This window comes from Luteimonas mephitis DSM 12574 (genome assembly GCF_000422305.1).
GTDB lineage: Bacteria > Pseudomonadota > Gammaproteobacteria > Xanthomonadales > Xanthomonadaceae > Luteimonas > Luteimonas mephitis.
Genome location: NZ_KE383816.1, coordinates 485,886 through 508,038 on the forward strand (window position 1 = coordinate 485,886; position 22,153 = coordinate 508,038).

The window sequence follows — 22,153 nt, forward strand, 5'->3', positions numbered from 1 at the left end:
CATCCATTCCGGATACGACCCGCCAGCGCGCCCACCATGACATCGTCCCGCCGTCGCACCGCCCTGCCTGCGCTCCTGCTGCTGCTTGCCGCGGCCTGCGCCATTCACGCCACCGGCCATGCCGCAGAAACGCCGCGCACGCGCGTCGCAGGCGTGGCGCAGGCCATCGAGGACCACTACTTCGACGCCGACCGCGGCCGCACGATTGCCGACGGACTGCGCGCGGCCGCCGCCGACGGTGCGTTCGATGCGCTGGCCGCGCCGCAAGCGCTTGCCCACGCACTGACCACGCGACTCAAGCCGCTGGACAGGCACTTCCACGTGCGCGTCGCGCAGTCGGCGGAAACGCGGGAACGACGCGCACCGCGCCCGGACATGGGCGACGGCATCGAGCGCGTGGAGATCCTGCCGGGCAACATCGGCGTGCTCGGCCTGCGCGGGTTCGCCGACTTCGACTTCGGCCGCAGCGACGCGCCCGCGCGGCAGGCGATCGACGCCGCGCTGCAGCGCCTGGCGCAGACCGATGCGATGGTGGTCGACCTGCGCGGCAACCGCGGCGGCTCGCCGGCCATGGTCGGCTACCTGGCCAGCGCCTTCGTCGCCCCGGGCGCGGACATCTTCAACACGTTCCACAGCCGTGCAGGCACGCAGAGCGAAGCGCCCGCACAGTGGCACCCGGCGCCGCGAACGCAGCTGCCGCTGTACGTGGTGATCGACGGGGACACCGGCTCTGCCGCCGAATCGTTCGCCTACACGCTGCAGCAGGCGGGGCGCGCGACGATCGTCGGCGAAACCAGCGGCGGGGCGGCCAACCCCGGCGGCCCGATCACGACGCGCGAAGGGCTGGACGTGTTCGTGCCGACCGGCTCGCCGGTCAATCCCTTCAGCCACCGCAACTGGGAAGGCGTCGGCGTGCAGCCGGACGTCCCCGCAGCCCCGGACAAGGCGCTGGACGTCGCGCTCGAACGCGCGCGCAGGGCGGTTCCGCGCGACTGAACGCATGCTGCGCACATTGCGACCGGTTCACGCGGCCGCACCCGGGCAAACGGCACGCTCGTCCCACGCCCGTTCCGGAGCATGTCGATGAATCCGCAAGATCCGCATCCCGGCCCCCGCCCGGACCAGCCCGATCCCGGCCCGGATCCGGATGTCCCCGGCCAGGTGCCGAATCCGGTCCGCGATCCAGTGCCGGGGCGCCCGGTGGATCCGGTGATTCCTCCGATCCACGATCCCGGCACGCCCGGCCATCCCGTACGGCCGGAGCCGCCGCCCGAGCCGCGGCCGTAAAGCCGGGCGCGCGCGCATCGCTGCCGGCGGCAGCAGGGGCGCGACAACCTCAGGGTCCCGGCGTCTCCGCGTCCGACAGTCCCGCCATCCGCTGCCGCCACGTCGCTGGCGTCTGCGGCTTGACGAACAGCGCCGAAAGCTCGGGATGCGCGGCCTTGGCGGCGTGTTCAACCCGACTCACGCACGCTTCGATGCGGGTCGTGTCGAGTGCGTCCTCGAACTCCGCGCTGAGCACCGCGACCACCTGGTCCGGGCCGAGCTGCACGGTGAGCACGCCGTTGGCGGTGCGGATCGCCGGATCCTCGGACGCGATGCGCAGGATGTCGTCGCGCACGTGCGGATGCGCCGCTTCTCCCAGCAGCAACGCCTTGGTCTCCCGCGCCAGCAGCAGCGAGGACGCCGCCAGCACTCCGCCGATCAGGATCGAGGCGATGCCGTCGAACTCCGGCCGCTGCAGCACATGGCTGGCAGTGACGCCGGCGAGCGCGATGAACAGGCCGACCAGCGCCGCGCTGTCCTCGAACAGCACCGTGAAGGTCGTCGGATTCTTGCTGCGGCGGAATGCCTCGAAATAACCGAGCTTGCCCTTGGCAGCGCGGAATGCGCGCAGCGCGATGAACCATGTCGTGCCCTCGAACACCAGCGACGCGGCGAGCACGATGTAGTTCACCAGCGGCCGCGCCATCGGTTCGGGATGGCGCAGGTGGGCGATGCCTTCGTACACCGATACGCCCGCGCCCAGCGCCAGCACCAGCAGGGCGACGATGAAGGCCCAGAAGTAGAGTTCGCGGCCGTAGCCGAACGGATGGCTGGCGTCGGCCGGCTTCGCCGCCCGCGCAGTGCCGTACAGCAGCAGCACCTCGTTGATCGAGTCGACCATCGAATGCACCCCTTCGCTCAGCATCGCCGAACTGCCGGTGATCGACGCGGCCACGAACTTGGTGACCGCGATCGCCAGGTTGCCGGCGAGCGCGGCGTACACCACCAGCTTGGACGAAGGAATGCGTGGCATCGATGGCTCCCTGGCCTGCGGCAGGGTAGCGGGTCAAGCGTGATGCGCCGGCATTCGCGCGGCGATGCCCGTCGCACCACCTGCAGGAGCGCACTCGGGCGCGACCGCTTCCCCGCGACCGCCGGGTCGCGCCCGGGTGCGCTCCTGCAAGGTCATGGCTGCGCGGGCGACGGCGGGTCCGGTGGCGCGGCCGGCTCCGGCGGCGGCGGTGCAGCGGCCCGGTCGGGCTCGGTCGGCAAGTAGTACTTCACGCGTTCGAAGAAGCGGCGATAGAAGTCCTGGTTCTGCACGGTGTTGCTGGCGACCTTCACCAGCGAGTCCTCGCTGCTGCCCACCGGCAGCGACACCGAGCCCAGCACGCCGACGCCGAGGCTGGCCGAGCTCGAGGTCTTCTTCAGCGCGTAGCGGTCCTGTACCGCGTTGACGAACACCAGCGCGCGGCCGTCGTGCTGCTGCATGCAGGTCACGCGCACCACCAGCTGGGTATGGGTGTCGGCATCGAGCTGGAAGTTCTTCGAGGCCTCCACGCCCTCGCCGCTGGCGCGGCTCACCACGTAGCCCTGGCCGAGCAGCGCGCGCTGCGCCGCTTCGCAAGCCTGCGGCGGCGGCGACTCGAGGACCCGCGAATAGGTGTCGTCGGCGTCGAAGGTCTCGCCCGACGGCGCCACATCCTTCGGATTCGATGCGCAGCCGGCCAGCAGCGCGGCAATGACAAGACCCAGGGGAGCAACGGCAGGGCGGGACATGGCAACGGGCGGCAGCATGGGGAAACGAAGTCTAGCGACCCGCGCGTTCAGGTGCCCTGAACGCGCCACCGCCCCGCCCGGGCAGGCGTTTCGCTAGCATCGTCGCCACCTCCATGAATCGAGCGACCCGATGCCCGACTGGCACGCGCTGATCCGCGATGTTCCCGGCTTCCCGAAGCCTGGCGTGGTGTTCAAGGACATCACCCCGCTGCTGGCAGACGCCGACGGCTATGCCGCCATGGTCGATGCGCTGGCAATGCCGTGGCGCGGCGTTGCGCTGGATGCGGTGCTCGGCGTCGAATCGCGCGGCTTCATCCTCGGCGCGGCGCTGGCGCGCGCGCTGGGCACCGGCTTCGTGCCGGTGCGCAAGCCCGGCAAGCTGCCGGCGCGCACCCACGCGCGCGACTACGCCCTGGAGTACGGCAGCGACCGGCTCGAGATCCACGCCGACGCCGTGCCGCCGGGTGCGCGTGTGCTGCTGGTCGACGACGTGCTCGCCACCGGCGGCACCCTGTGCGCGTCGCTCGCACTGGCGCGGCAGCAGGGCGCGACCGTCGTCGGCGCGTCGGTGCTGCTGGAAATCGCCGCGCTTGGCGGCCGCGCGCGCTGGGACGCGGACGTGCCGCTGGAAGCGCTGATCGCCTGCTGAAACCGCTGCGCCACAGGCCTGCCGGACTCCCGGTCGCGCAGAAGCCGGCATCGCTCCGGCAGCGCCTGCGCGTGACCGGCGTGGAACGCCCTGCACGCAGCGTTTCGTCCCGCGGGCCTGTGCGCGCAAGCGTCTTTTATCCCGCTCCCGGCACTGCGCGCCGTGCCTTCGCACGCAGCGCCCAGCGCGCGCCCAGCCACGCCTGCAGCGGCAGCGTCGCCACCGCGCCGACGCTGAACCACCACGGCCAGTCGCCACCCAGCCGCAGCACTGCAAACACCGCGATCGCCAGCAGCATCGCGAACAGCACCAGCACGTGCGCACGCGGCGCGCGCGGCGCCAGCACCGCCGCCACCCACGCAGCCAGCACCCCGGCGACGATCACCCAGCCCAGGTCCCACGCCAGCCTGCGTTCGCCACCGCCGGGAAATCCGGCCAGCATCGCCAGTTCGGAGCCGGCCAGGTTGGCCACGCAGAACGCCACCGCCGCCAGCACCATCGCAAGCAGCGAGCGCAGCGCCAGCACCAGCACCAGCACCAGCCCGATGGTTGCTCTCGATCCCATGGAAACCTCCCGCGTCGAACGCATCGTCGCGCGAAACGGCATTGTGCCCGCACCGCACGATTGCACGGCCCGCCAACGGGACGATCCATCCCTGTTTCCGCCCTTTCGCGCCGCGGCCACGCACCCACTTCCTTCCTGCAGCGATGGCTGCCCAGGCACACCGCCGGGGCCCGTCGCACGGAAATCGCCTCCCTCCCCCATGCGCGATCTCCGCTGCAGGAGTCCAATGCAATGACCAGGAACAAGATGCTGTCCCGTGCCCTGTTTGCCGTCCTGTCCGGCGCCGCCGCTTTCGGTGCGCAGGCGGCCGACGCCCCCGGCTTCTACGCCGGTGTCGGCGCCGGCCAGTCGTTCGTCGACGAAGGCGCCTACGACGACGAGGACACCGCGTTTTCCGCGTTCGGCGGCTACCAGTTCAATCGTTACTTCGGCCTCGAGGCGGGCTACGCCGACCTGGGCAAGCTGGAACCCGACGCCGTGGGCAACGCGCTGGAAGCCAGCTCGGTCTACTTCACCGCCGTCGGCACGCTGCCGTTCACCGAAAAGTTCTCCGGCTACGCCAAGGCCGGCATGCAGCGCTGGGATCTCGATACCGCGATCCCCGGCCTGGTCGGCACCCGCGACGACAGCGGCACCGACCCGACCTACGGCGTCGGCCTGCAGTACCGCTTCAACGACAGCGTCGCGCTGCGCGGCGAGTACAGCCGCTTCGAGATCGAAGACGTCGACGCCGACCTCGCGCAGCTGCAGGTGCGCTTCGATTTCTGATCACGCCAAGCGCACGACGGGCCGCCGGTCTCCATGCCGGCGGTCCCTTTTTCGTTGCAGCCTGCCCCGCTGGCCGTTTCGACGGCCGCCGCTCAGATGGCCTGTTCGCGGATGTCGGTCTTCAGCGCAACCGCGCTCGAGTCGCCGACGTGCAGGCCTGCCGGCAGCTTGCGCTCCACGTCGCGCGCGGTCTTCCTGTCGTCGCAGACGACCGACGTCGTTTGTGACAGGCAGTAGTTGATCGGGATCCTGACAGACGACCCCGGCACGACCTCGCCCGCGACCAGCTCGGGGCGGAATTTCCAGTGCTTGACCGCTTCGGTGGCCGAGGCGATGAACGCCTTGCGGTGATAGGAAGAGCGACTCGCCGGATCGCCCTCGTAGGTGATCTCGCCGATCGCCGGCGAGCCATCGGCATCGACTTCAACCGTCACCACCACCAGCGCGGTGACGCCGCTTCGCACCGCGTCCGCGGGATACGAGGGAGGTGCCAGGCTCAGCGCCGTCGGTCCGGTCTGCGCATCGGACAGGCGCAGCACCACCGAGCCGTCGGCGAGTTCGTCGCCCAGGACATGGATCAGCAGGCCGGTCTGCGTCGACGCGGGCCGCCCGTCGACGGTCGCCGGCTCGAACTCCCAACGCCGCACGATCGGCGCCAGGCGCTCGGCGATCAGCGCGTGCACCTTGGACTGCTCCTCCCACTGCAGATCCTGCACGTGGCCGGCTGCGTCAATGTCCACGCCCGCGCGGAGCCAGACATCGAAAGTTTCCGGCGGCTTCGATCCCGCCGTTGCAAGACTGCATACCGCCGCCAGCATGATGACGGCCAGACGCATGATTCGCATGTCCGCTCCCCCGCAATGGTGTTCCCTGCGGATCATATCGCGAGCGGAAGGGCGCTATTGCCCTCCGGCGTCGGGCATCAGGACCACGAACGGTTCGCACGCCGCCTGCGCGCAACCCAGCAGCAGCGCCTCGTCGCCATCGCGCCAGATGCTGGTGCCGGCGGCATTGATCTCGAAATTCCAGACGCGCCCGCTGGCCTGCACGCGCCCTTCGATGGTGCAGGGCAGCCACGCGAAGTCGTGCAGCTCACCCTCGCCGAGCGGCTTGCTCAGCCGGAAGAATGCCGTCGCCTGGCCTGCATCGAGCGACCATGCCTTGCACATCGCCTCTTCCGCGGCCGGCGCGCGCGCGCCCTGCGCAGGCGCGTAGACGGACCCCGAGACTTCGAGGACGGAGATATCAGGTGCCGCGTTATCGGGACGGGCCTGCGGGTGACATGCCAGGAGCATCGGCAACAACAGCAGGCACGGCAGGCGCATACAGTCCCGCGCCTTCGCCGGGAGTCTTGCGCGAGATGATGTCATGTTCGTATACGTCATGGTCGGTCAACCCGAAATTGTTCTGCAACGTGCCCACCAGTCGCTGGATCGACGCCCGCTGCGCCTCGGTCGGTGGGTCCCAGGTCCTGGTCGCCGCGTTGTAGCGACCGACCACTTCGATACCGACGCTGTCGCCGTTGGTCGGGTAGCGCTCCGGATACGGCCGCGTGGATTCGATGCGGCTGACGGCGCGCACCGCGCTTGCCCGCCACTCCGGGGTGGTTCCCCTGGCGGCATCGAGTTCGCGCTGGTCATCGGGCGTGATCGTGCCCTCCACCTCGCCGCGCGAGCGCACCGCGCCGACGTGCCAGGCCTGGCGATCGACGCTGACCGTCTGGTGGATCGTGCCGTCGGTGTCGATCAGGAAGTGCGCGCCCGTCCCGGCCTCGCGGCTTTTCCAGGTGTGCAGCGTGCTGGCGGCGGTGCTCGACTCGGTACGATGCAGGACGATGCCGTTCACGTGCGGCATGACCCCGTGCGCGATCCTGGCGATGGCCGACGGCACGACGCCCGGATCGGTCAGGAAACCATCCCGTCCGATCGTCGTTTCCCTGCCAAACGGAGCCAGCGTCGCGTGCGCCGGTCGCGAGGCCGCCTCGACCGCAACGCCGAACCGCAGCGCGGCAGGATCGGGATCGTGCACGTGATAGCCAGCGCGCGGCAGCGCGAAGATCGACGGCCGCGGCGCGTCGGCATCACCGGCCACCACCTGGCCGATGTCCCGCGCCGCCATGTGCGGCTGCCGGCTGCGGATCTCCGCATACAGCGCGGCCGCGAGATTGGCATTGTGCTCAGGACTCCAGCGCTGCAGGTCCTGGACGCCAGCGAGGATGCGCTGGTACATCTCGTGATCGGGGTGGAGCGGATCGCTGGGGAGTCGAACGGTCGGCGGTCCTGCCATTGAAAGCCCTCCTTGGGTCGGTGCTTGTTCGTCCCGCAGCATACCTTGGCCGGGGATGGCGACTGGGACCCCGGTTGCAGTTCGCACTCACGGATCGGCAGGCGGCGCCAGCGCATGCCATCGGTGGCAACCAGAGGTTTCGAATGCCGCATCCTTCGTTCACGCGGGATGGGCTTCCGGGCATTGCATGGAAGCACACCCGTGTCGGCGAACGAGGCGCGCCGGGCCGGCAGCATTCCCGCGCCCATTCCCTCACGCCACCCGGCGAACTGGCGTTGCGCGCGCGCCGCGCGCCACGGCCCTCTTTCCCGCTGAAGTTTCTGGCCGGCTCAGCCGAGCTCGCTGGATGTGATGACGCTGCATCCCGGTGCGGCTGCGAGTGCCGCGGCCACCAGCGCATCGGCGATGCGCGACGCGCGGCTGGGCCGCCACTTGCGCGGCAGCAGCGGTCGCAATGCGTGCGATGCCGCCAGCGCAATCGCTTCACCCGACCGGCGCTCGCTGCGCTCGCCGTCGATCAGGCCTGGCCGCACCAGCACCAGCGCCGGGTAATCCAGCGCGGCAAGCGCCTGCTCCAGTTCGCCCTTCACCCGGTTGTAGAACACCGGCGAACGCGCGTTGGCGCCCATCGCCGACGTCAGCGCGAAGGCCTGCGCTCCGTGCGCACGCGCGAGCCGCGCCACCGCCAGCGGATAGTCGTGGTCGACCCGCCTGAACGCCCCGCGCGAGCCGGCCGCCGCCAGCGTGGTGCCAAGGGTGCAGACCACCGCGTCCACCGCCCACCACGGCGCATCCGCCGGCAGCGCGTCGAAATCCACGACCGGGTTCTCGAGCTTCGGGTGCCGCAGTGCCAGCGGCCGCCGCGCGGGCGCCACCACCTGCGTCACCTGCGGCGACTCCAGCAGGCGCGTGAGCACCAGCTGCCCGACCAGGCCGGTTGCGCCGACGTGCAGGATTCTCATGGGATCAGGGCCCTCCTCCGGGCACCCGCCGCGAAGGCAGCGTTGTCGTTGCGGGCGCGGCGTGTACCGCAGCCCTGTCGCGCCCGTGCGAAGCGCAGCATGGCACGTCCTTGCACCCTCCCGTCGCCCGGCCCGGCCGGTTTCCGCTGGTATTCCAAGCGGCCCTGAAGCCGGTGCCATCGCGGCGGCCTGCGACACCGGGAATGCTTCACCGAACAGGGCCGACCGTCGCCACGCGGTGCCGCCGCGTATCGTCCTGTGCTTCCCGCCCGGACGCCGGCTCCGCGTGCGCGCCGCACGCCTTCGCGCCAGGTTGGGATGTCGAAATCCGCCGCGCCCGTTCGTCGAACAGACACGGGCGGCCGTTGCCGCCTTCCACCACGACACCACCCACCGCCGGAGAACGCCATGACCACCCCCGCCAGGAACACCATCTGCCTCTGGTACGACCGCGACGCCCTGGACGCCGCGACCTTCTACGCGCAGACCTTCCCCGACAGTGCGGTGACCGGCGTGCATCGCGCGCCCGGCGACTATCCCGACGGCAAGCAGGGCGACGTGCTCACGGTCGCGTTCACGGTGCTGGGCATCCCCTGCATCGGCCTCAACGGCGGCCCCCACTTCAAGCACAGCGAAGCGTTTTCGTTCCAGGTCGCGACCGACGACCAGGCCGAGACCGACCGCCTGTGGAATGCGATCGTCGGCAACGGCGGGCAGGAAAGCGACTGCGGCTGGTGCAAGGACAAGTGGGGCCTGTCGTGGCAGATCACGCCGCGCGTGCTGACCGAGGCCTACACCGGCACGGACCCCGCGGCGGCCAAGCGCGCGTTCGACGCGATGATGACGATGCGCAAGATCGACGTCGCCGCGATCGAGGCGGCGATCCGGGGCGGCTGACGCCACGCGCCGGCGCCGCGACTGGCGGCGGTTGCGCGCGCAAACCTCCGGGCGGGACGCGCCGGACAGGCAGGGAGCGGGATCCGCCGTTCGGGTTCCGCGCTGCGCGGTCGACGCCGTTCCCGGCGTCTTCCCTGCAGCCGTCCCCGATGCCGCTGTCCCGGCTGCGCCCCGGCGTGCCCGCTACTTGTCGAAATGCGACAGCAGCTCGTCGACGTGCTTGTCCATCAGGCGCTCGGCGCTCCCGAACGCGGTGATGTTGGTGGACTTGACGGTGAACGACGAAAGCTCCGCGCCATCGGCCCCGAGCACGCGCACCTGGCTCACGATCTTGTCGCGCCCGGACATGATGCCGGTCCACGCCCGCGCGCCGCCGGAGCGCATGTAGTAATGCTGAAGCGTCACGTCGATGACGCCGGCAGCGCCGGCATCGAGCAGGCCGGCCGCGGAAAGCCGCCGCTTCATCTTCTGCTCGAGCATGGCGATGCCGTCGACATCGTCGCCGCCCTGATTGACGAACTTGAACTGGTAGGCCTGCCCGACGGCGGCCGCGTCCCGCGCCTGGCCCGGCGTCGGGCAGGCGGCCAGCAGGAAGAACAACGCCAGGATCGTCGAAATGCGCATGGGACTCCCTCCCTGTCGATGAGCATGCTGTTGTCGAGCGTGCCGGTGATCGGCGCGCTGTTGATGGGCGCGCTGTTGATCAACGTGCGGTTGACCAGCGTGCTGTTGAACAATGTGTAATGAGCCAGCGTTTCCGGCACCGGTCAAGTCGGGCATACCCGCGGGTGACCCGCGTCCGGCGCCGCGGATGCGACGGGATCCGCGCTGAAGTGCAGGTCGGCGGCATGGTCGATGCCAGCGGAGCGCAGTCCGGGTTCCGGATCGACCGGGCCTGTCGCGAAACGTCCTCCACAGGGCCTGGCACGCCGGCCGGGCGCGCGCGCAAGGGTGTCGAGCTTGCGCGCAAGGGTTTCAGGCTTGCGCGCGAGCGGTTCCGGCTTGCGCGCGAAGCAAAAAGTGCCGTGCCTGGACGCGGGAGGCTTGCGCGCAGGGCAAATCCGGCCGGCGCGCGATGCATACCGGGCCGGTCGCAAGGCGCGCGTACTTGCGCGCAAGGCTTTCCGGCTTGCGATCGGGGTGAACAGCGTTGCGATCGGGGTGCGGGAGGGCCTGGGCGCAAGGCCGGCGGGGTGGAACGCGAGGCAATCCGGCTTGCGCGCAAGGCTCCCTTGCTTGCGCGCAAGGCATTTCCATCGGCGCCCGGCACTTTCCAGCCGGCGTCTGGCCCGGCGGCGCTTGCGCGCAAGGCATTGCGGCTTGCGATCGGGACGTTTCCGGGCGCAGGGCGGCACTGCGCGCGCTGCGGTCGCCTCCGCAATGCCGATCCCGACGTTCCGTCCCGGACGATTGCCGGCCATGCCATGCAGCGCGGAGCCGCCACGGGGGATTCCGCCGGATGCCGATTGAGCACCGCGACCCGAAGCATGCGGCGGAAACCGCTGCGCGGGTTCCGCCCTGTGCGGTCTGCGAGATCTTTCGGGAAGCGAACCGGCCACGTTGCTCCCTGCGCGATGCACTTTGTTGACTGTCTCGGGTTTGCCCCAGCTGGGATGCACACCAGATTGAAACAGCACGCATGCGTGCGCAGCCTGCAGTCTCGTGGGGATGAGGACGCTGCGCCATGTCGATCGACTTTTCAGCCTTCGGCCGTTCCCTGGAAACGGTCCTGCGCGGAGCTTCCAACGATCTCCAGCCGCCAGCGTCGCAACAGACCACCAGCCCGGCCGACAGCCGTGACCAAACCACTGGCGTCACGGAAGTCCCGTTCGTGGAACTGGCCAGGGGCACCGAACCGCTGCCGCTCGACTATGACCTTGCGCTGCTGTCGCTCGACGTCGGCAACCCGGAGAGCGCAGGCCCGGGCGAACTCAACGGATGGGCGCGCATCACCGAGCTGCCGCCCGGCGTCACAATGCCCGAGGGCGGGTGGATCGACGGCAACGGCGTGATCCACGGCCCCGGCGGCCTGCAATGCGCGATCTACCAGCGCGGGGATGACTATGTGCTGGTTTTTGCCGGAACCGGTGTCACCGGCCCCGGCGACCAACCGGTCACCGTCTATATCGTGGGCGCCAACGGCGAGTTGGTGCCGGTCACGATCCCCGGTCGCGTCGTCGGCATCTACAACGACGTGCAGACCGATGCGGCTCAAGCCGCCGGCTTCTGTCCCGCGCAGCACCACTTCGCGATGGCACTGGGCGGATCGATGGTCGATGCCTATCCGGGCCAAGTCATTTTCGCGGGCCATTCACTCGGTGGCGGACTTGCCTCCGCAGCGGCCCTGGCGACCGGCGCGCCCGCCGTGACGTTCAATGCCGCGGGCCTGAGCAAGGGCACGATCGACAGCGCCACGCAACAGCGCAACGAGCGCGAGGGCGAACAGCGCGAAGCGGACGACTACATCGCCGAGTCCGAGTCCGGAGGCGTCCGCGCCTACCACACTGAAAACGACATCCTGACCACCGTCCAGGACAACGACTCCCCGGTATTGCCCGGCGACTTGCCTGCAGCCATCGGGCACCCCATCGAGATCGCCGACCCCGCGTGGTCGCCGATGCATGAACTCGGCGGCGATCCAGGCACGAACCTGCTCAATGGCGTCGCCAACCTGCTGCTGACCGGGCACATGATGGATACCGTCGAAGGCGGGATGTTCGCGGGCACACGGCCAGTCATCTCGATCGAGGGGATGACCGTCACGGTGGTCGAGCCGCCGCAGAACGCCGATGGCCTGTCGGCCGCCGACGCAGGACAAACGGTGGTCACTTTCGCCGACACGCCGCAGGGGCACGCGGCAAAGCGCGAGTTCCTCATCACCGGGCAGCTGCCCGCTGACATGGTCGGCGTCACCCGCGTCTCGACAACCGGGCTGCCGCCGAACAGCGCGGCGCAAAGCATGACCACGACCACCTACTACGGTGAAACCGGTTTGCCGGTGTCGAGCCGGACAGTCGTGTACGAACGTGGCGTCGCAATACTCGACATCTCGCGCACCCACGACAACACCGGCAACGAGATCGTCGAGGACCGCACCTATACGTACACACTGACGCCCGCGGACGCCACCGAGGCGGCGCAGCTCAACGTACTGTTCGGATACGATCCGCGGCGCGGGCCATTCCAGGCCGGAGAAACCACCGTCGTTACCCTGAGCCACGCCACGGTGGCCGACCTGGAAGGCGACGTGAAGCAGGTGCCCGGCGGCGGCGACGTCAACATGCTCTCCGAAGGCGACGGCGATGCCGGCGCATTCGACAGCACGACCGATCTCGCACTGGGCCTGACCGGCACGAGCACCTCGTCCTTCGCCGACCTGCTGTTGACGTTGCGAGCCAATGCCGGGCGCGAGGGCGAACCGATCGAGGCCGATGTGGAAACAGGCCCTTGAGCAGACGCAGGCCCATCGCTCGCCACGTTCGTCGGTACGCAGTGGGCCTGGCTACGTTTTCCCGGCCATGAAGTGAGCCTGGCCGCGATCTTCTCAGGTCGAACGATGCGAGTCGAAGGACGCGGCAACGTTCGGCGGAGCCGCCGCAGGCGATTCCGCCTGACGAGAACCGAGCGATGCGGCCCAGAAGACAGGCGGCGGAACCGCTGCGCGGGTTGCGCCCTGCGGGACCGCGAGGCCCGTTGGGCTGGTCCTGCTGTTCCCTACCTTGCAAGCCAGTAGGCGCCCTCGGTGCGGCCGTGCTGGGTGCGCGCATCGTAGGCGCGGTTGTCCGCCGCGAGACGCTGCATGATCGGGCGGGTGGCGCGGTCGGTTGCGGACCTGGCGTCCTTGCAGGGCATCTCGGGCAGGTCCAGGAGCACGCTGCGAACCGCGCTCGCGGCGTCCAGGGCCAGCGCGCGGTGCTGGAGTTCGTGGCCGGTCAACCCTTCGATGAACGCCTGCCACTGCTCCGCGAGCCGCTTGCCCGGCTTGCGCGCCGGCTGCCACTCGGGAAGCCTGATGCGGATATCGAGCGAGACGCTGACGTCCTCGATCCGGCAGCGCCCTTCGCCGACCGACGCCATCTCGTAGCGCCACGCCAGGTCCGTGTACGTATGGCCCAGGCTCTGCCTGCCCTCGCTCGAAGCGACCGGCGCCGAGGCGAACAGCGCGTCGAGGATCTGGCGCGCGTTGTTGCCGGTGACCGGGTAGTGCTCCAGCGCCTGCGTGATCTCCACGCCGTCAACGACGGGCGTATCGATGACGGGGGCACCCGCAAGCAGGAGCGCCAGACTGACTGCCTTGAACACACATCACCCCTTGGTCGGCGCCATGAAACCTGGTCCGCAGGTTTTTTCGCAGGACAGGTGCCGCGAATGATCCCGGGCATTGGATATCGTCCCTGACACCCATTCCCGTTGCAACGCAGGGCGGAACCGCCGCAGGCGATTCCGCCGGGCGAGGACCGGACGATGCGGCCCGAAAGGCATGCGGCGGATATCGCTATGCGGTTCCGCCCTGCCGGGCCTGCCGGATCTACCCTTGCACGCGAATGGAAGTGAACCTGGCCCCGTTTTCCTCAGCCCCGTTTTCCTCCCCCGGCTGGCCGTGTACTCGCACATCGTCCGGGCCGATGCGAAGGACCTGGAAATCCTGGCACCGACGAGGACTAGATACCGTGGTCCCGTGCAGATTGCCGAAGACCTCATGGTGATCGTCGTGGGAGAGACGATCGACATCCACGGACCAGGGCGCAAGGCCAACCCGCCCAGGGCGGGTCTTGATCCGCTAGTGCGTCGTGACGCCGACAGGTGACGCTGTTCTTCCCTGTCTCAAACGCGCTCGTTTCATCAGCTCATCGAAGAGCACGTCTCCGCGTTCCAGAATTTCTTCGCGGGTCATGCCGTTCACTTCTTCCGAATGGCCTCCGCTCGCGCCCGACACCGATGGCAACCGCAACATCAGCCAAGCCGAGTTCCAGGCCAAGAAGAAGGACCGTTGAATCGGCGGTAGCCAGCCATGAAAGGCGTGACGGCCGGGAGTACGGATTTCCGGACTCCGTTCTCGAACTCAAAGAGGTGACTGTGATAGAAAAACCCGACGCGACATGAGGTCGCGTTTCAAGGAGCTGAAGCACTCAACTTCGGCAGCGTCAATAAAGGAGAAATGGAATGAAGAACTCAATCGCGATAAAGGCTGTAGCCCTCAGCATGGCTCTCATGCTTACGTCGGGTTGCGATCAAGAAGTCAAGGAGGGGACGGCACACGTCAAGCTGACGATACCCGGGCTGTTGGAGCTGGAGAATACGATCAAGTACGGAAAGAAGCAGGAGAAACTGCATCTTTTCGAGATGAGCGCGGCCGCCATAGTTGCACAAAGCTCCGTCAGGCTGAGCACAACGAATGCGGAGATTCCGGATCAGACAACGCTGGCTACGCTTTCCGTACTGGATTCATCAGGAAACGTAGTTGAGGCTCACACGTTTGCCGCCTCCGTACAATCGGGCATGGGCAGGTTTGCCAACCCCGCGCAAGTGGAGAACTGGGTCAACAACATCGACGTTCCTGACGAGGGGGCATTGAAGATCTCCGCCTCGAACATCGAGATCACGCCCCCGCATGAAGGCACCTACTCCGCCACCAACACAATGGTCATTGATGGCCAGACGATCGCAAGCGCAACGGCATCTCGAACGGTGGATGGACCGGGCGGTCCAAAGCCCCCGACCGATCCGAAGTAGATCTTGCTCAGGGCGATAGCCAGAGCGCTCTTCTCGCGGGGGGTACGGGCTACGCCTGTACCCGCCCTTCTGGTTGGCTTTCTGGTGGCCGTCTTCTTGTCGGGCTGTGCAAGTCTGGATGACAAGCTCGTTGAACACCAAGACGACTTCGTTGCGAGAAGGCACTTCATCAGGGAGGGCCGCCTACCGTTCTTCCCTGTCGTCAAGTGGGTGCGATCCGGCTACGTCAACAAACCGTCGGAAGGCAAAATACGAGCGATGAAGACACGCCAGCTGTTCGAGATGGAGGCGGGGGAGAAGAGTCGTTCAGTTGTTTGGCGGATTCATGCCAGCGAGGCTTTCGGTAGCGAGTTCATCGATATGGCAGCGCCATTACTCACTGACGTTACCGAATACATCACGGAGTTCAGCCTCGCTCCGCCCCTGGATATCCAGATCGACGTGATCCTCGTCGATGCCGACCTCCCCGCAAGGGCGTCGTTTCTGGACTATTACGTTTCCAAGCCGAGACTTCGATTCTGGCTCCCCCTTGCCCTGGAAGGAAGCAATGAGTCGATTACGGCGCAGGTCCTGGACGGCCTTGAGGTCATTCCACATGAGCTGGTGCATTTCCGGAATGGCACGCGCGGAAAGAAGCCCGGCACGACCGGGTTGATTGCAGAAGAAGCATCGGCATATGCGGCCGGCGAGTGCTGGAAGCTGTGGCGAATGAGGCATGATCCGAAAATGAGCATGACTGTCTTCGCAAAGTCCCTGCCCGACCTGGCTGAAGCCAGGCGCCTGTTCGACCGGTACGGGCCTACCGTGCTGGGGTACATCGCCGCGAATAGATCCCTGTACTTCCCTGACAAGACAGGGAAGCTGGAGATCGATGGTTCAAACGTCGAATCCCATTACGCGAGATGTGAGAGGCTTATTGCTAACCCCTCCATCAAGGGCGTTTGGAAGTCCGGCAATGACGCGGGCGATAGCTGACTATTGCCTTTGCTTCCCGGAGCCGTGCCCGGGCTTCCGGAGCAAAAAAAGTTGGCCCTGACACCATGTTCCCGTTGCATTCAATCTGCGGCTTGCAACCAGCGGCCTGCGGCTTCGGCCGTGTCCTCCGGATGCGTATTGAAAGCGATGGCCGCGTCGGGCACGGCTTTGTGGACAACGTTGAGGACGCGCTCGAAAAGCGACAGGCTCCTGGAAGGGAGCCTGAGCCCGGCGCCGATCACCACGCAGTCGTAGCGTGCGCCGGCCAGTTGCTTCTCCAGCATGGGTCGGCGCGCTCGTCGGGCGGAATCATGCAAACGTCCACCTTCCAGCCCCGTTCCGCGATGGAGGCCACCGCGATCTCGATACCCGCGTTGATCTTGGCCGCATCGAGGCCCGGCGGAATAGCGGGATCGGAAAGATCCACGGTCTCCGGTTCCTGACCGACGAAAAGTATGCGCGTCATGTCGTAGCCTCCCTCGGTGACGGACTGAAGAACGGGGTCTGACTGAAGAACGGGGTCAGGTTCACTTCCTGTTTCCGATAAGAAGTGAACCCCACCCCCTTCTTGCGCGTTGTTGCCGGTGACCGGGTAGTGCTCCAGCACCTGCGTGATCTCCACGCCGTCAACGACGGGCGTATCGATGACCGGGGCACCTGCAAGCAGGAGCGCCAGACTGACTGCCTTGAACACACATCACCCCTTGGTTGGCGCCATGAAACCTGGTCCGCAGGTTCTTTCGCAGGACAGGTGCCGCGAATGATCCCGGGCATTGGATATCGTCCCTGACACCCATTCCCGTTGCAACGCAGGGTGGAACCGCCGCAGGCGATTCCGCCGGACAAAGCGGGACGATGCAGCCCGAAAGGCATGCGGCGGAAATCGCTATGCGGGTTCCGCCCTGCCGGGCCTGCGGGATCTACCCTTGCACGCGAATGGAAGTGAACCTGGCCCCGTTTTCGTGGCCAGTCAGTCCATCGCTCACGCCTCCTGCTTGAAGAGGTCCTGGAAGATCAAAGGCCCCCAGCTCTTGTCCGCACGCGCCTGCACCAGCGCGCCGCCCTCTTCGAACTTGCCGAGATGGACGGGCGCGAAACCGAGTTGTTCGGCCAGCGCCGCGACCGGCGCTGCGGCAGCTTCGTCGTCGCTCGACAGGAACACGACCCGCCGGCCCCCCTGGACACTCGGGTCGGAGGCCAGGGTGCGGGCGAAGAGATGATTGAAGCCCTTCACCAACCGGGCGCCCGGGAAGGCCTTGGCGACGACCGCGGAGGAGACGCCAAATCCGTTCATCGCGTCGATGATCGTCTTGCCCTGCCAGCTCGCCAGGCTCCTGGCGACCTCGCGATGCTGCTCGAAGGGAACGGCCAGGAAAATGATGTCCGCCTGGATGGCGTCCTGCATCGTCGCGGGGACGACCGTGGACCCGATCGCCTTCGCCTGCGGCGCCAGGGCTTCGGGCGGCCGCCGGCTGGCGACCGCGACTTCGAGGTTGTTCCGGGCAAAGGCACGGGCGAGGGCCTGGCCCACGGAGCCAAAACCGATGATTGCGTAGTTCATGTCGTTCTCCACTTCAGTGTCTGGATTGGGTGCGGTCCGTCCCGATCGGGGCCGGCTGCCCAACCCATCTGGCGCCCTTGACGCATCAATCCAATTGGCGAAACATCGCTGAGTACGATCTATTCTTTAGATGCCGATGCTCGACAGCGTCACCATCAACCAGCTGCGCGCGTTCGTTGCGGTCTGCGACCAGGGAAGCTTCTCGGGCGCGGCGCGGACGCTCAGGCGTGCGCAGTCCGCCGTCAGCCATGCGATCAAGGCGCTGGAAAGCGCGTTCGACGTCGAACTGTTCGAGCGCAACACGCGCAAGGCGCAGCTCACCGCGGCGGGCCGCAGCCTCCTGCCGGACGCGCGGGCGGTGATTTCACGCACGGAAGAAATGAAGAACCGGGCCAATGCGATCGCCAGGGCCGGAGTGCCGCAGGTGTCGGTGGCGATCGATGCCTACTTCCCGCGCGCCCACCTGATCGACTGCTTGCGGGCGCTGCAGGAAGAGTTCCCCACCGCAGCGATCAACCTGCGGATCACGACCATGCAGGGCGGCGAGCATCTGGTGCTCGAACGGGTGTGTGCCCTGGCCGTCACGATCGCGAACGTGCCGGAGGTGAACCCGGACGCCGTGGAACGGCGCTGGCTATGCGAGGCGGAGATGGTGACGGCCTGTGCGCCATCCCATCCACTGGCTTCGACACCGAATCCCATCCCCATGGACGAGTTTGGCCGGCACATCCAGATCGTCGTGACGGACAACCAGCCCGGCGCGGAAAAGACCCAGCAGGGCATCGCCGGCAAGCGCCAGTGGCTGGTCAACGACCTCGGCGCCAAGCGTGATCTGCTCAAGGCCGGTCTCGGCTGGGGACACCTGCCACGGCACCTCGTCGGCGAGGATCTGGCGAGCGGACGACTCGTCGAACTCGAACGCCGCGCCTGGCACCTCGGCCCGCTGACGTTCATGACCTCGCAGCGCCGGGGCCACGACCTGTCCCCATGCGAGTCGCGGCTGGTCGAACTGCTTGGCGAGGTCACGTAGGGCGGAACCGCCGAAGGCGATTCCGCCGGCTGCGGATCGAACGATGCGACCCGGAAGACATGCGGCGGAATCCGCTGCGCGGGTTCCGCCTTACGAGTCAGCCAGCTCTCATCAGGTTGCAGGCCTCGCGGATGAACGACAGCAGGCTCTCGATGTTGTTTCGATCGACCTTCCGTTCAGCGGATTGCCCGTTTCCACGCGGATTGAAGGACGCACTGCACAGAGCTTCAAGCTGCGAGGCCAGATCCGCCCGGTCTTCTCCCTCGAGATAGTCGAAGTGAACACGGACACGACCTTCGACGTTGATACTGAGGAAACGACGTTCGTTGCCTGACGGTGCGATCCAATAGAGATTTGCTGTACTCGTCTTGAACCCCAGCCGGATGTTTGCCGCTTCAGACTCTGCTCCAAACAAGGAAACAATGCGCTTTACCTCATCGATCACAGCCGGCGCCCTGCGCTCGACCTCACTCATGAAGTCAGCGGCCGACGCCAGGCTCGAACCACGGCGGACCGCCGCTGCGGTCTCGTTGATGTGCTCCACCTCAACCTTGGCTTTCGGATTCTGGCCTTCAACCTTCACCCGCACGACCTGCCGCACTTCGGCCAGCACCGTGCCCAGCAGTTCCGGCACGACAAGCAAGTCGCCCGTATCGTTCTCCCTGTAGACGTTCAGGTCGATCATGGCGAGATCCCACTCGCTGGTGAGATGGCGGGCCAGCAACGCCTGCGAAAGCCGCAATGCACGCGGGTCCAGGGCATCGCCCGCAATGATCAGCAGGAATTTCCCGGATTGCAGTGCGTCCGCCACGTCTGACTCTTCCGGCGCATGCGGGGAAGCAGGCAACGGGGGCAGGTCTTCACGGTCGGCGTCCTGCAGCGAAAGCGCATAGTCCAGTACCTGCGCCACGACTTCGCGACGCTTCTGCGGGTTGTAGGAGAGCTTGGTTTCGACGATGCCGATGCGGCCGTACGACGAGACGAGCAGGACGTCGATCGGGCCGGAACCAAAATTGGCCTCGACGCGCCATGGCAGCCAAACTTCTTCGGCTGTGATGCGTCCGGCTTCCTGGCAGGGCGCGATGACCAACTGCGGATTATCGAAAATGGCGTCCCGGAACCAGGTTTCCTGCAACCCCAGTTCACGCGCCAGGACGCGTTCGAATCGTGGCATGGGCGCGGCATGTTTGCCCGCGCTGACCGAGAACAATTGAGTGCCGATGGACTTCAAGCCGTTCTCCTACAAGACAGGCGAGGCTGACTTCTTGCCGACCTCTCCCAAAGCAAGAAGTGAACCTGATCCCGTTATTGCGGCGACACATAGCGCCGGATGACGTAGGGCGGAACCGCTAAACGCGATTCCGCCGAATGCGGATCGAACGACGGCCAGAAAGACATGCGGCGGAATCCGCTGCGCGGGTTCCGCCCTACGAGGTCTTGCGCACGAATGGAGGTGAACCTGACCCCGTTCTTGACCCCGTTCTTGTACAGCCTACCAGCCTGTTTTGGCGAGGCCATCTACTGCCCCGGCTGAAACTGAAACTGCAATTGCTTCTGTCTCACATACCCAACCAGGCCATTGTTTGTCCGCACTTTGATCCACTTCCCATCCCGTCCAGCAGTAAAGACCGAGTCACCGGATTGAAGCTTGTCGACGTTCGCCGAAAGGATGGAAGGCCCTGATTGCAGAACGATCGTTCCTCTTGAATCAACAAGGATTGCCTTGTGTGTGAACTCATCACCGTATGCTTGTGGAGCAGAGTTGGATCGGACTTCTCTGTTCTCAGGTCGGCTCGCTTCGAATGGCTGGCTCGAACTGTCGTGATTGGTCGATTCGAGAGGGCGGCCCTGGGGAGCGACATCCATTGCGGGCAGTGACGGCTCTGTCTCCTCTTCCTGCCAAGCTACTTGTTCGACGGGCGCAGCGACAACACTCTCTTGAGATGTGGTTCGATGACCGCCATCGAAAGCGGAGCCAGATGCGCCCGCAGCGCCCAAGGCAAGCCCAGTCATGAAAAAGGGGGCCAGGAGGACGAACAGTGGCACGACAATGAGCGAAGCGAGAATGATCATCACACCGCTCACCGTATTACCTTGCGTGATGGCGACGATCCCCAGCACCAAGGTGATCAGCAGGATAGGGCCGATAATCAGCCACATGCCGAAGCCGGCGACCGGAAGCATGGCGCCGGCGCAGGCGAACACCAGAAGGATCCACGAGGCAACCGAAGCACTGCTAGATTTCTTCCGGTGCCTTTCACTCGTATAGCGGGGTTCCGCCGCGAATACGATCTGCGGCGGCAGGTGCCGCTCCGCTGGAGCGGATTGCGCCACTTGCATTGGTACTTGCGGAGAGCGCGGCGGCATCAGATCACCGCTCATCTTCGTGCTGGTGCCGCAGCTACCGCAGAAGCTGGCCCCATCTGGTAGTCCCGTGCCACATTTCGTGCAGAACATGACGCATCCTCTCCCTTATCAAGTACCGGCTTGACGCCGCACACCCACTGGCTTGCGATCTGTGCTGAGACGAAACTTCAGCGACGTCTCTAGACGAAGAGAAACCATGCCGGTTATGGATCTGAAGCACCCCATCCATCCGCGCCTCCCCAGACGCGTAAGCGCGCGAACCGATGCTGGAAGGGTAGAGAACGCAGGGCAAGCCCGAAAAATTCCTAGAGGACTGCCCTCTCACGACACTTGATAGCCTCAAGAACGACGAACTCGCCCGAAGGCCCATCCTTGACGAAATGCTTGTTTTGAACGTGGCCGGGGCGGAAGCGAATTGCTAGGACGGGAGTTCTCAGCCCTCAGTTCTGCTCACCCGCACTTCGAATACCCACAATTCAAACAAGAACGGGGTCAGGTTCACTTCCTGTTTCCAAGAACGGGGTCAGGTTCACTTCCTGTTTCCGATAAGAAGTGAACCCGACCCCCTTCTTGCCTTCTCGGCTCCTGGCGGCACTAATCGGGGGCTGCCGGTGTCTCCGGCCAATCCAGGCGAACGTTGAATTTGCCGGACGAAGCGCCAAATTCGAGAAATCTTGGCACTTCTGTGAGTTCCTGATCCCCCACGAGTTGTCCGTCAACGTAAAAGCGAACCCTCTTTCCCGACAGGTCAGCCCGCGCCCGGAACTCGTGGCTCAATGGATACGGATGTGGAAGTCTGGTTTTGTGAATTACGTCTTGGGTTTCTTCTTCGACTAGTCGAGTCTCCGCATACATCTGGTCCAGTCGGGGATCGACCGACAGATGCAAGTAGTAGCCGAGGCCAGATTTGTCCGAATGATAGGAAACGAAGAATGTCGGGGCCCATTTTGCTGTTGGGCTGGACTTCTTGCGCTGCACCAAGAAGTCAATTGGTCCGTCAGATGCGTCCAGGAACATTCCGTTGCCGTATCCCGGCTCCACATCCAAGCTCACTACCAGCGGCCGTGATTGACGAATGTCGGCGCTGTGCATCAAGGAGCAGCCGCCGATTCCCGCGCACAGCACCATTGCACTAATGGCCTGGATCGCAATTGTCCTCATGCGGAAAGAACTCCTTAATGCTCCGAATTTTCCCCGAGAGAGGCCCGGGGGAGGTTTGATCGTTGGAAATTGCCCTTGGCACTATTTCAGAAGGACGCCTGGCCTCGCTACTTCTCGCCTTGCATCTCAGCAGCTCAAGAAAGTCGACTCTGAC

General features: G+C 66.1%; 23 protein-coding genes and 1 pseudogene. 8 read left to right on the top strand and 16 right to left on the bottom strand.

Annotation, left to right across the window (positions count from 1 at the left end):
• Positions 1–36: 36 nt before the first annotated feature.
• Entirely contained in the window at positions 37–996 is a 960-nt protein-coding gene (locus tag H570_RS18320) for a S41 family peptidase (protein WP_169447778.1), read from the top strand.
• A gap of 340 nt (positions 997–1,336) precedes the next feature.
• Here H570_RS18320 and H570_RS0112245 read toward each other — a convergent pair whose 3' ends face one another.
• Together H570_RS0112245 and H570_RS0112250 are read right to left on the bottom strand one after the other, a co-directional pair.
• Positions 1,337–2,299: a cation diffusion facilitator family transporter gene (locus H570_RS0112245; protein ID WP_084500159.1), complete on the bottom strand. Its 963-nt coding sequence runs from the start codon at positions 2,297–2,299 to the stop codon at positions 1,337–1,339.
• 152 nt (positions 2,300–2,451) lie between these two features.
• Positions 2,452–3,045: a DUF2242 domain-containing protein gene (locus H570_RS0112250; protein ID WP_027080992.1), complete on the bottom strand. Its 594-nt coding sequence runs from the start codon at positions 3,043–3,045 to the stop codon at positions 2,452–2,454.
• A 130-nt stretch (positions 3,046–3,175) separates the two neighbouring features.
• Here H570_RS0112250 and H570_RS0112255 point away from each other — a divergent pair, with 130 nt between their 5' ends.
• On the top strand, positions 3,176–3,694 hold the full coding sequence (locus tag H570_RS0112255; RefSeq protein ID WP_027080993.1) for an adenine phosphoribosyltransferase: 519 nt from the start codon (positions 3,176–3,178) through the stop codon (positions 3,692–3,694).
• A 136-nt stretch (positions 3,695–3,830) separates the two neighbouring features.
• Here the strand turns inward: H570_RS0112255 and H570_RS17475 are convergent, their stop codons facing one another.
• Positions 3,831–4,259: a hypothetical protein gene (locus H570_RS17475; RefSeq protein ID WP_156899963.1), complete on the bottom strand. Its 429-nt coding sequence runs from the start codon at positions 4,257–4,259 to the stop codon at positions 3,831–3,833.
• A gap of 231 nt (positions 4,260–4,490) precedes the next feature.
• On the opposite strand from H570_RS17475, the gene H570_RS17480 reads away from it, so the two are divergent.
• Positions 4,491–5,027: an outer membrane beta-barrel protein gene (locus H570_RS17480; RefSeq protein WP_051176365.1), complete on the top strand. Its 537-nt coding sequence runs from the start codon at positions 4,491–4,493 to the stop codon at positions 5,025–5,027.
• Positions 5,028–5,119: 92 nt separating this feature from the next.
• On the opposite strand, the gene H570_RS0112270 is transcribed toward H570_RS17480, so the two are convergent.
• The 4 genes from H570_RS0112270 to H570_RS0112285 all read right to left on the bottom strand — a co-directional run bounded on the left by H570_RS0112270 (position 5,120) and on the right by H570_RS0112285 (position 8,275).
• Positions 5,120–5,872, bottom strand: coding sequence for an energy transducer TonB (locus tag H570_RS0112270; protein ID WP_169447779.1), 753 nt, complete (start codon positions 5,870–5,872; stop codon positions 5,120–5,122).
• A 54-nt stretch (positions 5,873–5,926) separates the two neighbouring features.
• A complete protein-coding gene (locus H570_RS0112275; RefSeq protein ID WP_027080995.1) occupies positions 5,927–6,196 on the bottom strand; it encodes a hypothetical protein in 270 nt (89 codons plus the stop codon).
• 88 nt (positions 6,197–6,284) lie between these two features.
• Positions 6,285–7,400 (bottom strand): peptidoglycan recognition protein family protein, encoded by a 1,116-nt coding sequence (locus H570_RS18325; RefSeq protein ID WP_156899964.1) that lies wholly within the window; start codon positions 7,398–7,400, stop codon positions 6,285–6,287.
• A 242-nt stretch (positions 7,401–7,642) separates the two neighbouring features.
• Positions 7,643–8,275 (bottom strand): NAD(P)H-binding protein, encoded by a 633-nt coding sequence (locus H570_RS0112285; protein ID WP_027080996.1) that lies wholly within the window; start codon positions 8,273–8,275, stop codon positions 7,643–7,645.
• 408 nt (positions 8,276–8,683) lie between these two features.
• Here H570_RS0112285 and H570_RS0112290 point away from each other — a divergent pair, with 408 nt between their 5' ends.
• Positions 8,684–9,172, top strand: a complete 489-nt coding sequence (locus tag H570_RS0112290; RefSeq protein ID WP_027080997.1) for a VOC family protein — start codon at positions 8,684–8,686, stop codon at positions 9,170–9,172.
• 183 nt (positions 9,173–9,355) lie between these two features.
• Here the strand turns inward: H570_RS0112290 and H570_RS17490 are convergent, their stop codons facing one another.
• Positions 9,356–9,796: a hypothetical protein gene (locus tag H570_RS17490; RefSeq protein WP_051176367.1), complete on the bottom strand. Its 441-nt coding sequence runs from the start codon at positions 9,794–9,796 to the stop codon at positions 9,356–9,358.
• 1,060 nt (positions 9,797–10,856) lie between these two features.
• Between H570_RS17490 and H570_RS18330 the strand changes: the two genes are divergently transcribed.
• The gene (locus tag H570_RS18330; RefSeq protein WP_027080998.1) at positions 10,857–12,623 is read left to right on the top strand and encodes a Tle-like phospholipase domain-containing protein; all 1,767 of its coding nucleotides are present in this window, start codon (positions 10,857–10,859) and stop codon (positions 12,621–12,623) included.
• Positions 12,624–12,886: 263 nt separating this feature from the next.
• On the opposite strand, the gene H570_RS0112310 is transcribed toward H570_RS18330, so the two are convergent.
• A complete protein-coding gene (locus H570_RS0112310; protein WP_027080999.1) occupies positions 12,887–13,474 on the bottom strand; it encodes a DUF922 domain-containing protein in 588 nt (195 codons plus the stop codon).
• 861 nt (positions 13,475–14,335) lie between these two features.
• Between H570_RS0112310 and H570_RS0112325 the strand changes: the two genes are divergently transcribed.
• Positions 14,336–14,905 carry a hypothetical protein gene (locus H570_RS0112325; RefSeq protein WP_027081001.1) on the top strand — a complete coding sequence of 190 codons (570 nt, stop codon included), beginning with the start codon at positions 14,336–14,338 and terminating at the stop codon, positions 14,903–14,905.
• Positions 14,906–15,163: 258 nt separating this feature from the next.
• On the top strand, positions 15,164–15,880 hold the full coding sequence (locus H570_RS0112330; RefSeq protein ID WP_169447780.1) for a hypothetical protein: 717 nt from the start codon (positions 15,164–15,166) through the stop codon (positions 15,878–15,880).
• 80 nt (positions 15,881–15,960) lie between these two features.
• Here H570_RS0112330 and H570_RS19250 read toward each other — a convergent pair whose 3' ends face one another.
• The 3 genes from H570_RS19250 to H570_RS0112340 all read right to left on the bottom strand — a co-directional run bounded on the left by H570_RS19250 (position 15,961) and on the right by H570_RS0112340 (position 17,441).
• Entirely contained in the window at positions 15,961–16,164 is a 204-nt protein-coding gene (locus H570_RS19250; RefSeq protein WP_211219111.1) for a hypothetical protein, read from the bottom strand.
• Positions 16,119–16,574: a hypothetical protein gene (locus H570_RS19255; RefSeq protein ID WP_211219112.1), complete on the bottom strand. Its 456-nt coding sequence runs from the start codon at positions 16,572–16,574 to the stop codon at positions 16,119–16,121. Before H570_RS19255 ends, H570_RS19250 begins: the two co-directional genes overlap by 46 nt.
• A gap of 288 nt (positions 16,575–16,862) precedes the next feature.
• Positions 16,863–17,441 carry an NADPH-dependent F420 reductase gene (locus H570_RS0112340; RefSeq protein ID WP_027081003.1) on the bottom strand — a complete coding sequence of 193 codons (579 nt, stop codon included), beginning with the start codon at positions 17,439–17,441 and terminating at the stop codon, positions 16,863–16,865.
• A 130-nt stretch (positions 17,442–17,571) separates the two neighbouring features.
• Between H570_RS0112340 and H570_RS0112345 the strand changes: the two genes are divergently transcribed.
• Entirely contained in the window at positions 17,572–18,471 is a 900-nt protein-coding gene (locus tag H570_RS0112345; RefSeq protein WP_245559595.1) for a LysR family transcriptional regulator, read from the top strand.
• 97 nt (positions 18,472–18,568) lie between these two features.
• On the opposite strand, the gene H570_RS0112350 is transcribed toward H570_RS0112345, so the two are convergent.
• The 4 genes and pseudogenes from H570_RS0112350 to H570_RS18965 all read right to left on the bottom strand — a co-directional run bounded on the left by H570_RS0112350 (position 18,569) and on the right by H570_RS18965 (position 21,999).
• Positions 18,569–19,702, bottom strand: coding sequence for a hypothetical protein (locus H570_RS0112350; protein WP_156899965.1), 1,134 nt, complete (start codon positions 19,700–19,702; stop codon positions 18,569–18,571).
• A 287-nt stretch (positions 19,703–19,989) separates the two neighbouring features.
• Complete coding sequence (locus H570_RS0112355; RefSeq protein WP_245559596.1) at positions 19,990–20,853, bottom strand: SH3 domain-containing protein; 864 nt, start codon at positions 20,851–20,853, stop codon at positions 19,990–19,992.
• A 12-nt stretch (positions 20,854–20,865) separates the two neighbouring features.
• A pseudogene (locus tag H570_RS19645) lies at positions 20,866–20,928 on the bottom strand (zinc-ribbon domain-containing protein); the annotation flags it as partial.
• A 504-nt stretch (positions 20,929–21,432) separates the two neighbouring features.
• Complete coding sequence (locus H570_RS18965; protein WP_156899967.1) at positions 21,433–21,999, bottom strand: hypothetical protein; 567 nt, start codon at positions 21,997–21,999, stop codon at positions 21,433–21,435.
• Positions 22,000–22,153 lie beyond the last annotated feature (154 nt).

Bases quoted from the DNA above. Each gene is read 5' to 3' on its own strand.
- H570_RS17490 (WP_051176367.1), bottom strand. From the start codon at position 9,796: ATGCGCATTTCGACGATCCTGGCGTTGTTCTTCCTGCTGGCCGCCTGC.
- H570_RS18320 (WP_169447778.1), top strand. From the start codon at position 37: ATGACATCGTCCCGCCGTCGCACCGCCCTGCCTGCGCTCCTGCTGCTG.
- H570_RS0112290 (WP_027080997.1), top strand. From the start codon at position 8,684: ATGACCACCCCCGCCAGGAACACCATCTGCCTCTGGTACGACCGCGAC.
- H570_RS0112345 (WP_245559595.1), top strand. From the start codon at position 17,572: ATGCCGATGCTCGACAGCGTCACCATCAACCAGCTGCGCGCGTTCGTT.
- H570_RS0112340 (WP_027081003.1), bottom strand. From the start codon at position 17,441: ATGAACTACGCAATCATCGGTTTTGGCTCCGTGGGCCAGGCCCTCGCC.
- H570_RS18965 (WP_156899967.1), bottom strand. From the start codon at position 21,999: ATGAGGACAATTGCGATCCAGGCCATTAGTGCAATGGTGCTGTGCGCG.
- H570_RS0112325 (WP_027081001.1), top strand. From the start codon at position 14,336: ATGAAGAACTCAATCGCGATAAAGGCTGTAGCCCTCAGCATGGCTCTC.
- H570_RS19250 (WP_211219111.1), bottom strand. From the start codon at position 16,164: ATGCTGGAGAAGCAACTGGCCGGCGCACGCTACGACTGCGTGGTGATC.
- H570_RS0112275 (WP_027080995.1), bottom strand. From the start codon at position 6,196: ATGTGCAAGGCATGGTCGCTCGATGCAGGCCAGGCGACGGCATTCTTC.
- H570_RS0112270 (WP_169447779.1), bottom strand. From the start codon at position 5,872: ATGCGAATCATGCGTCTGGCCGTCATCATGCTGGCGGCGGTATGCAGT.
- H570_RS18330 (WP_027080998.1), top strand. From the start codon at position 10,857: ATGTCGATCGACTTTTCAGCCTTCGGCCGTTCCCTGGAAACGGTCCTG.
- H570_RS0112250 (WP_027080992.1), bottom strand. From the start codon at position 3,045: ATGTCCCGCCCTGCCGTTGCTCCCCTGGGTCTTGTCATTGCCGCGCTG.
- H570_RS0112355 (WP_245559596.1), bottom strand. From the start codon at position 20,853: ATGAGCGGTGATCTGATGCCGCCGCGCTCTCCGCAAGTACCAATGCAA.
- H570_RS0112285 (WP_027080996.1), bottom strand. From the start codon at position 8,275: ATGAGAATCCTGCACGTCGGCGCAACCGGCCTGGTCGGGCAGCTGGTG.
- H570_RS17480 (WP_051176365.1), top strand. From the start codon at position 4,491: ATGACCAGGAACAAGATGCTGTCCCGTGCCCTGTTTGCCGTCCTGTCC.
- H570_RS0112245 (WP_084500159.1), bottom strand. From the start codon at position 2,299: ATGCCACGCATTCCTTCGTCCAAGCTGGTGGTGTACGCCGCGCTCGCC.
- H570_RS0112255 (WP_027080993.1), top strand. From the start codon at position 3,176: ATGCCCGACTGGCACGCGCTGATCCGCGATGTTCCCGGCTTCCCGAAG.
- H570_RS0112330 (WP_169447780.1), top strand. From the start codon at position 15,164: ATGAAGACACGCCAGCTGTTCGAGATGGAGGCGGGGGAGAAGAGTCGT.
- H570_RS17475 (WP_156899963.1), bottom strand. From the start codon at position 4,259: ATGGGATCGAGAGCAACCATCGGGCTGGTGCTGGTGCTGGTGCTGGCG.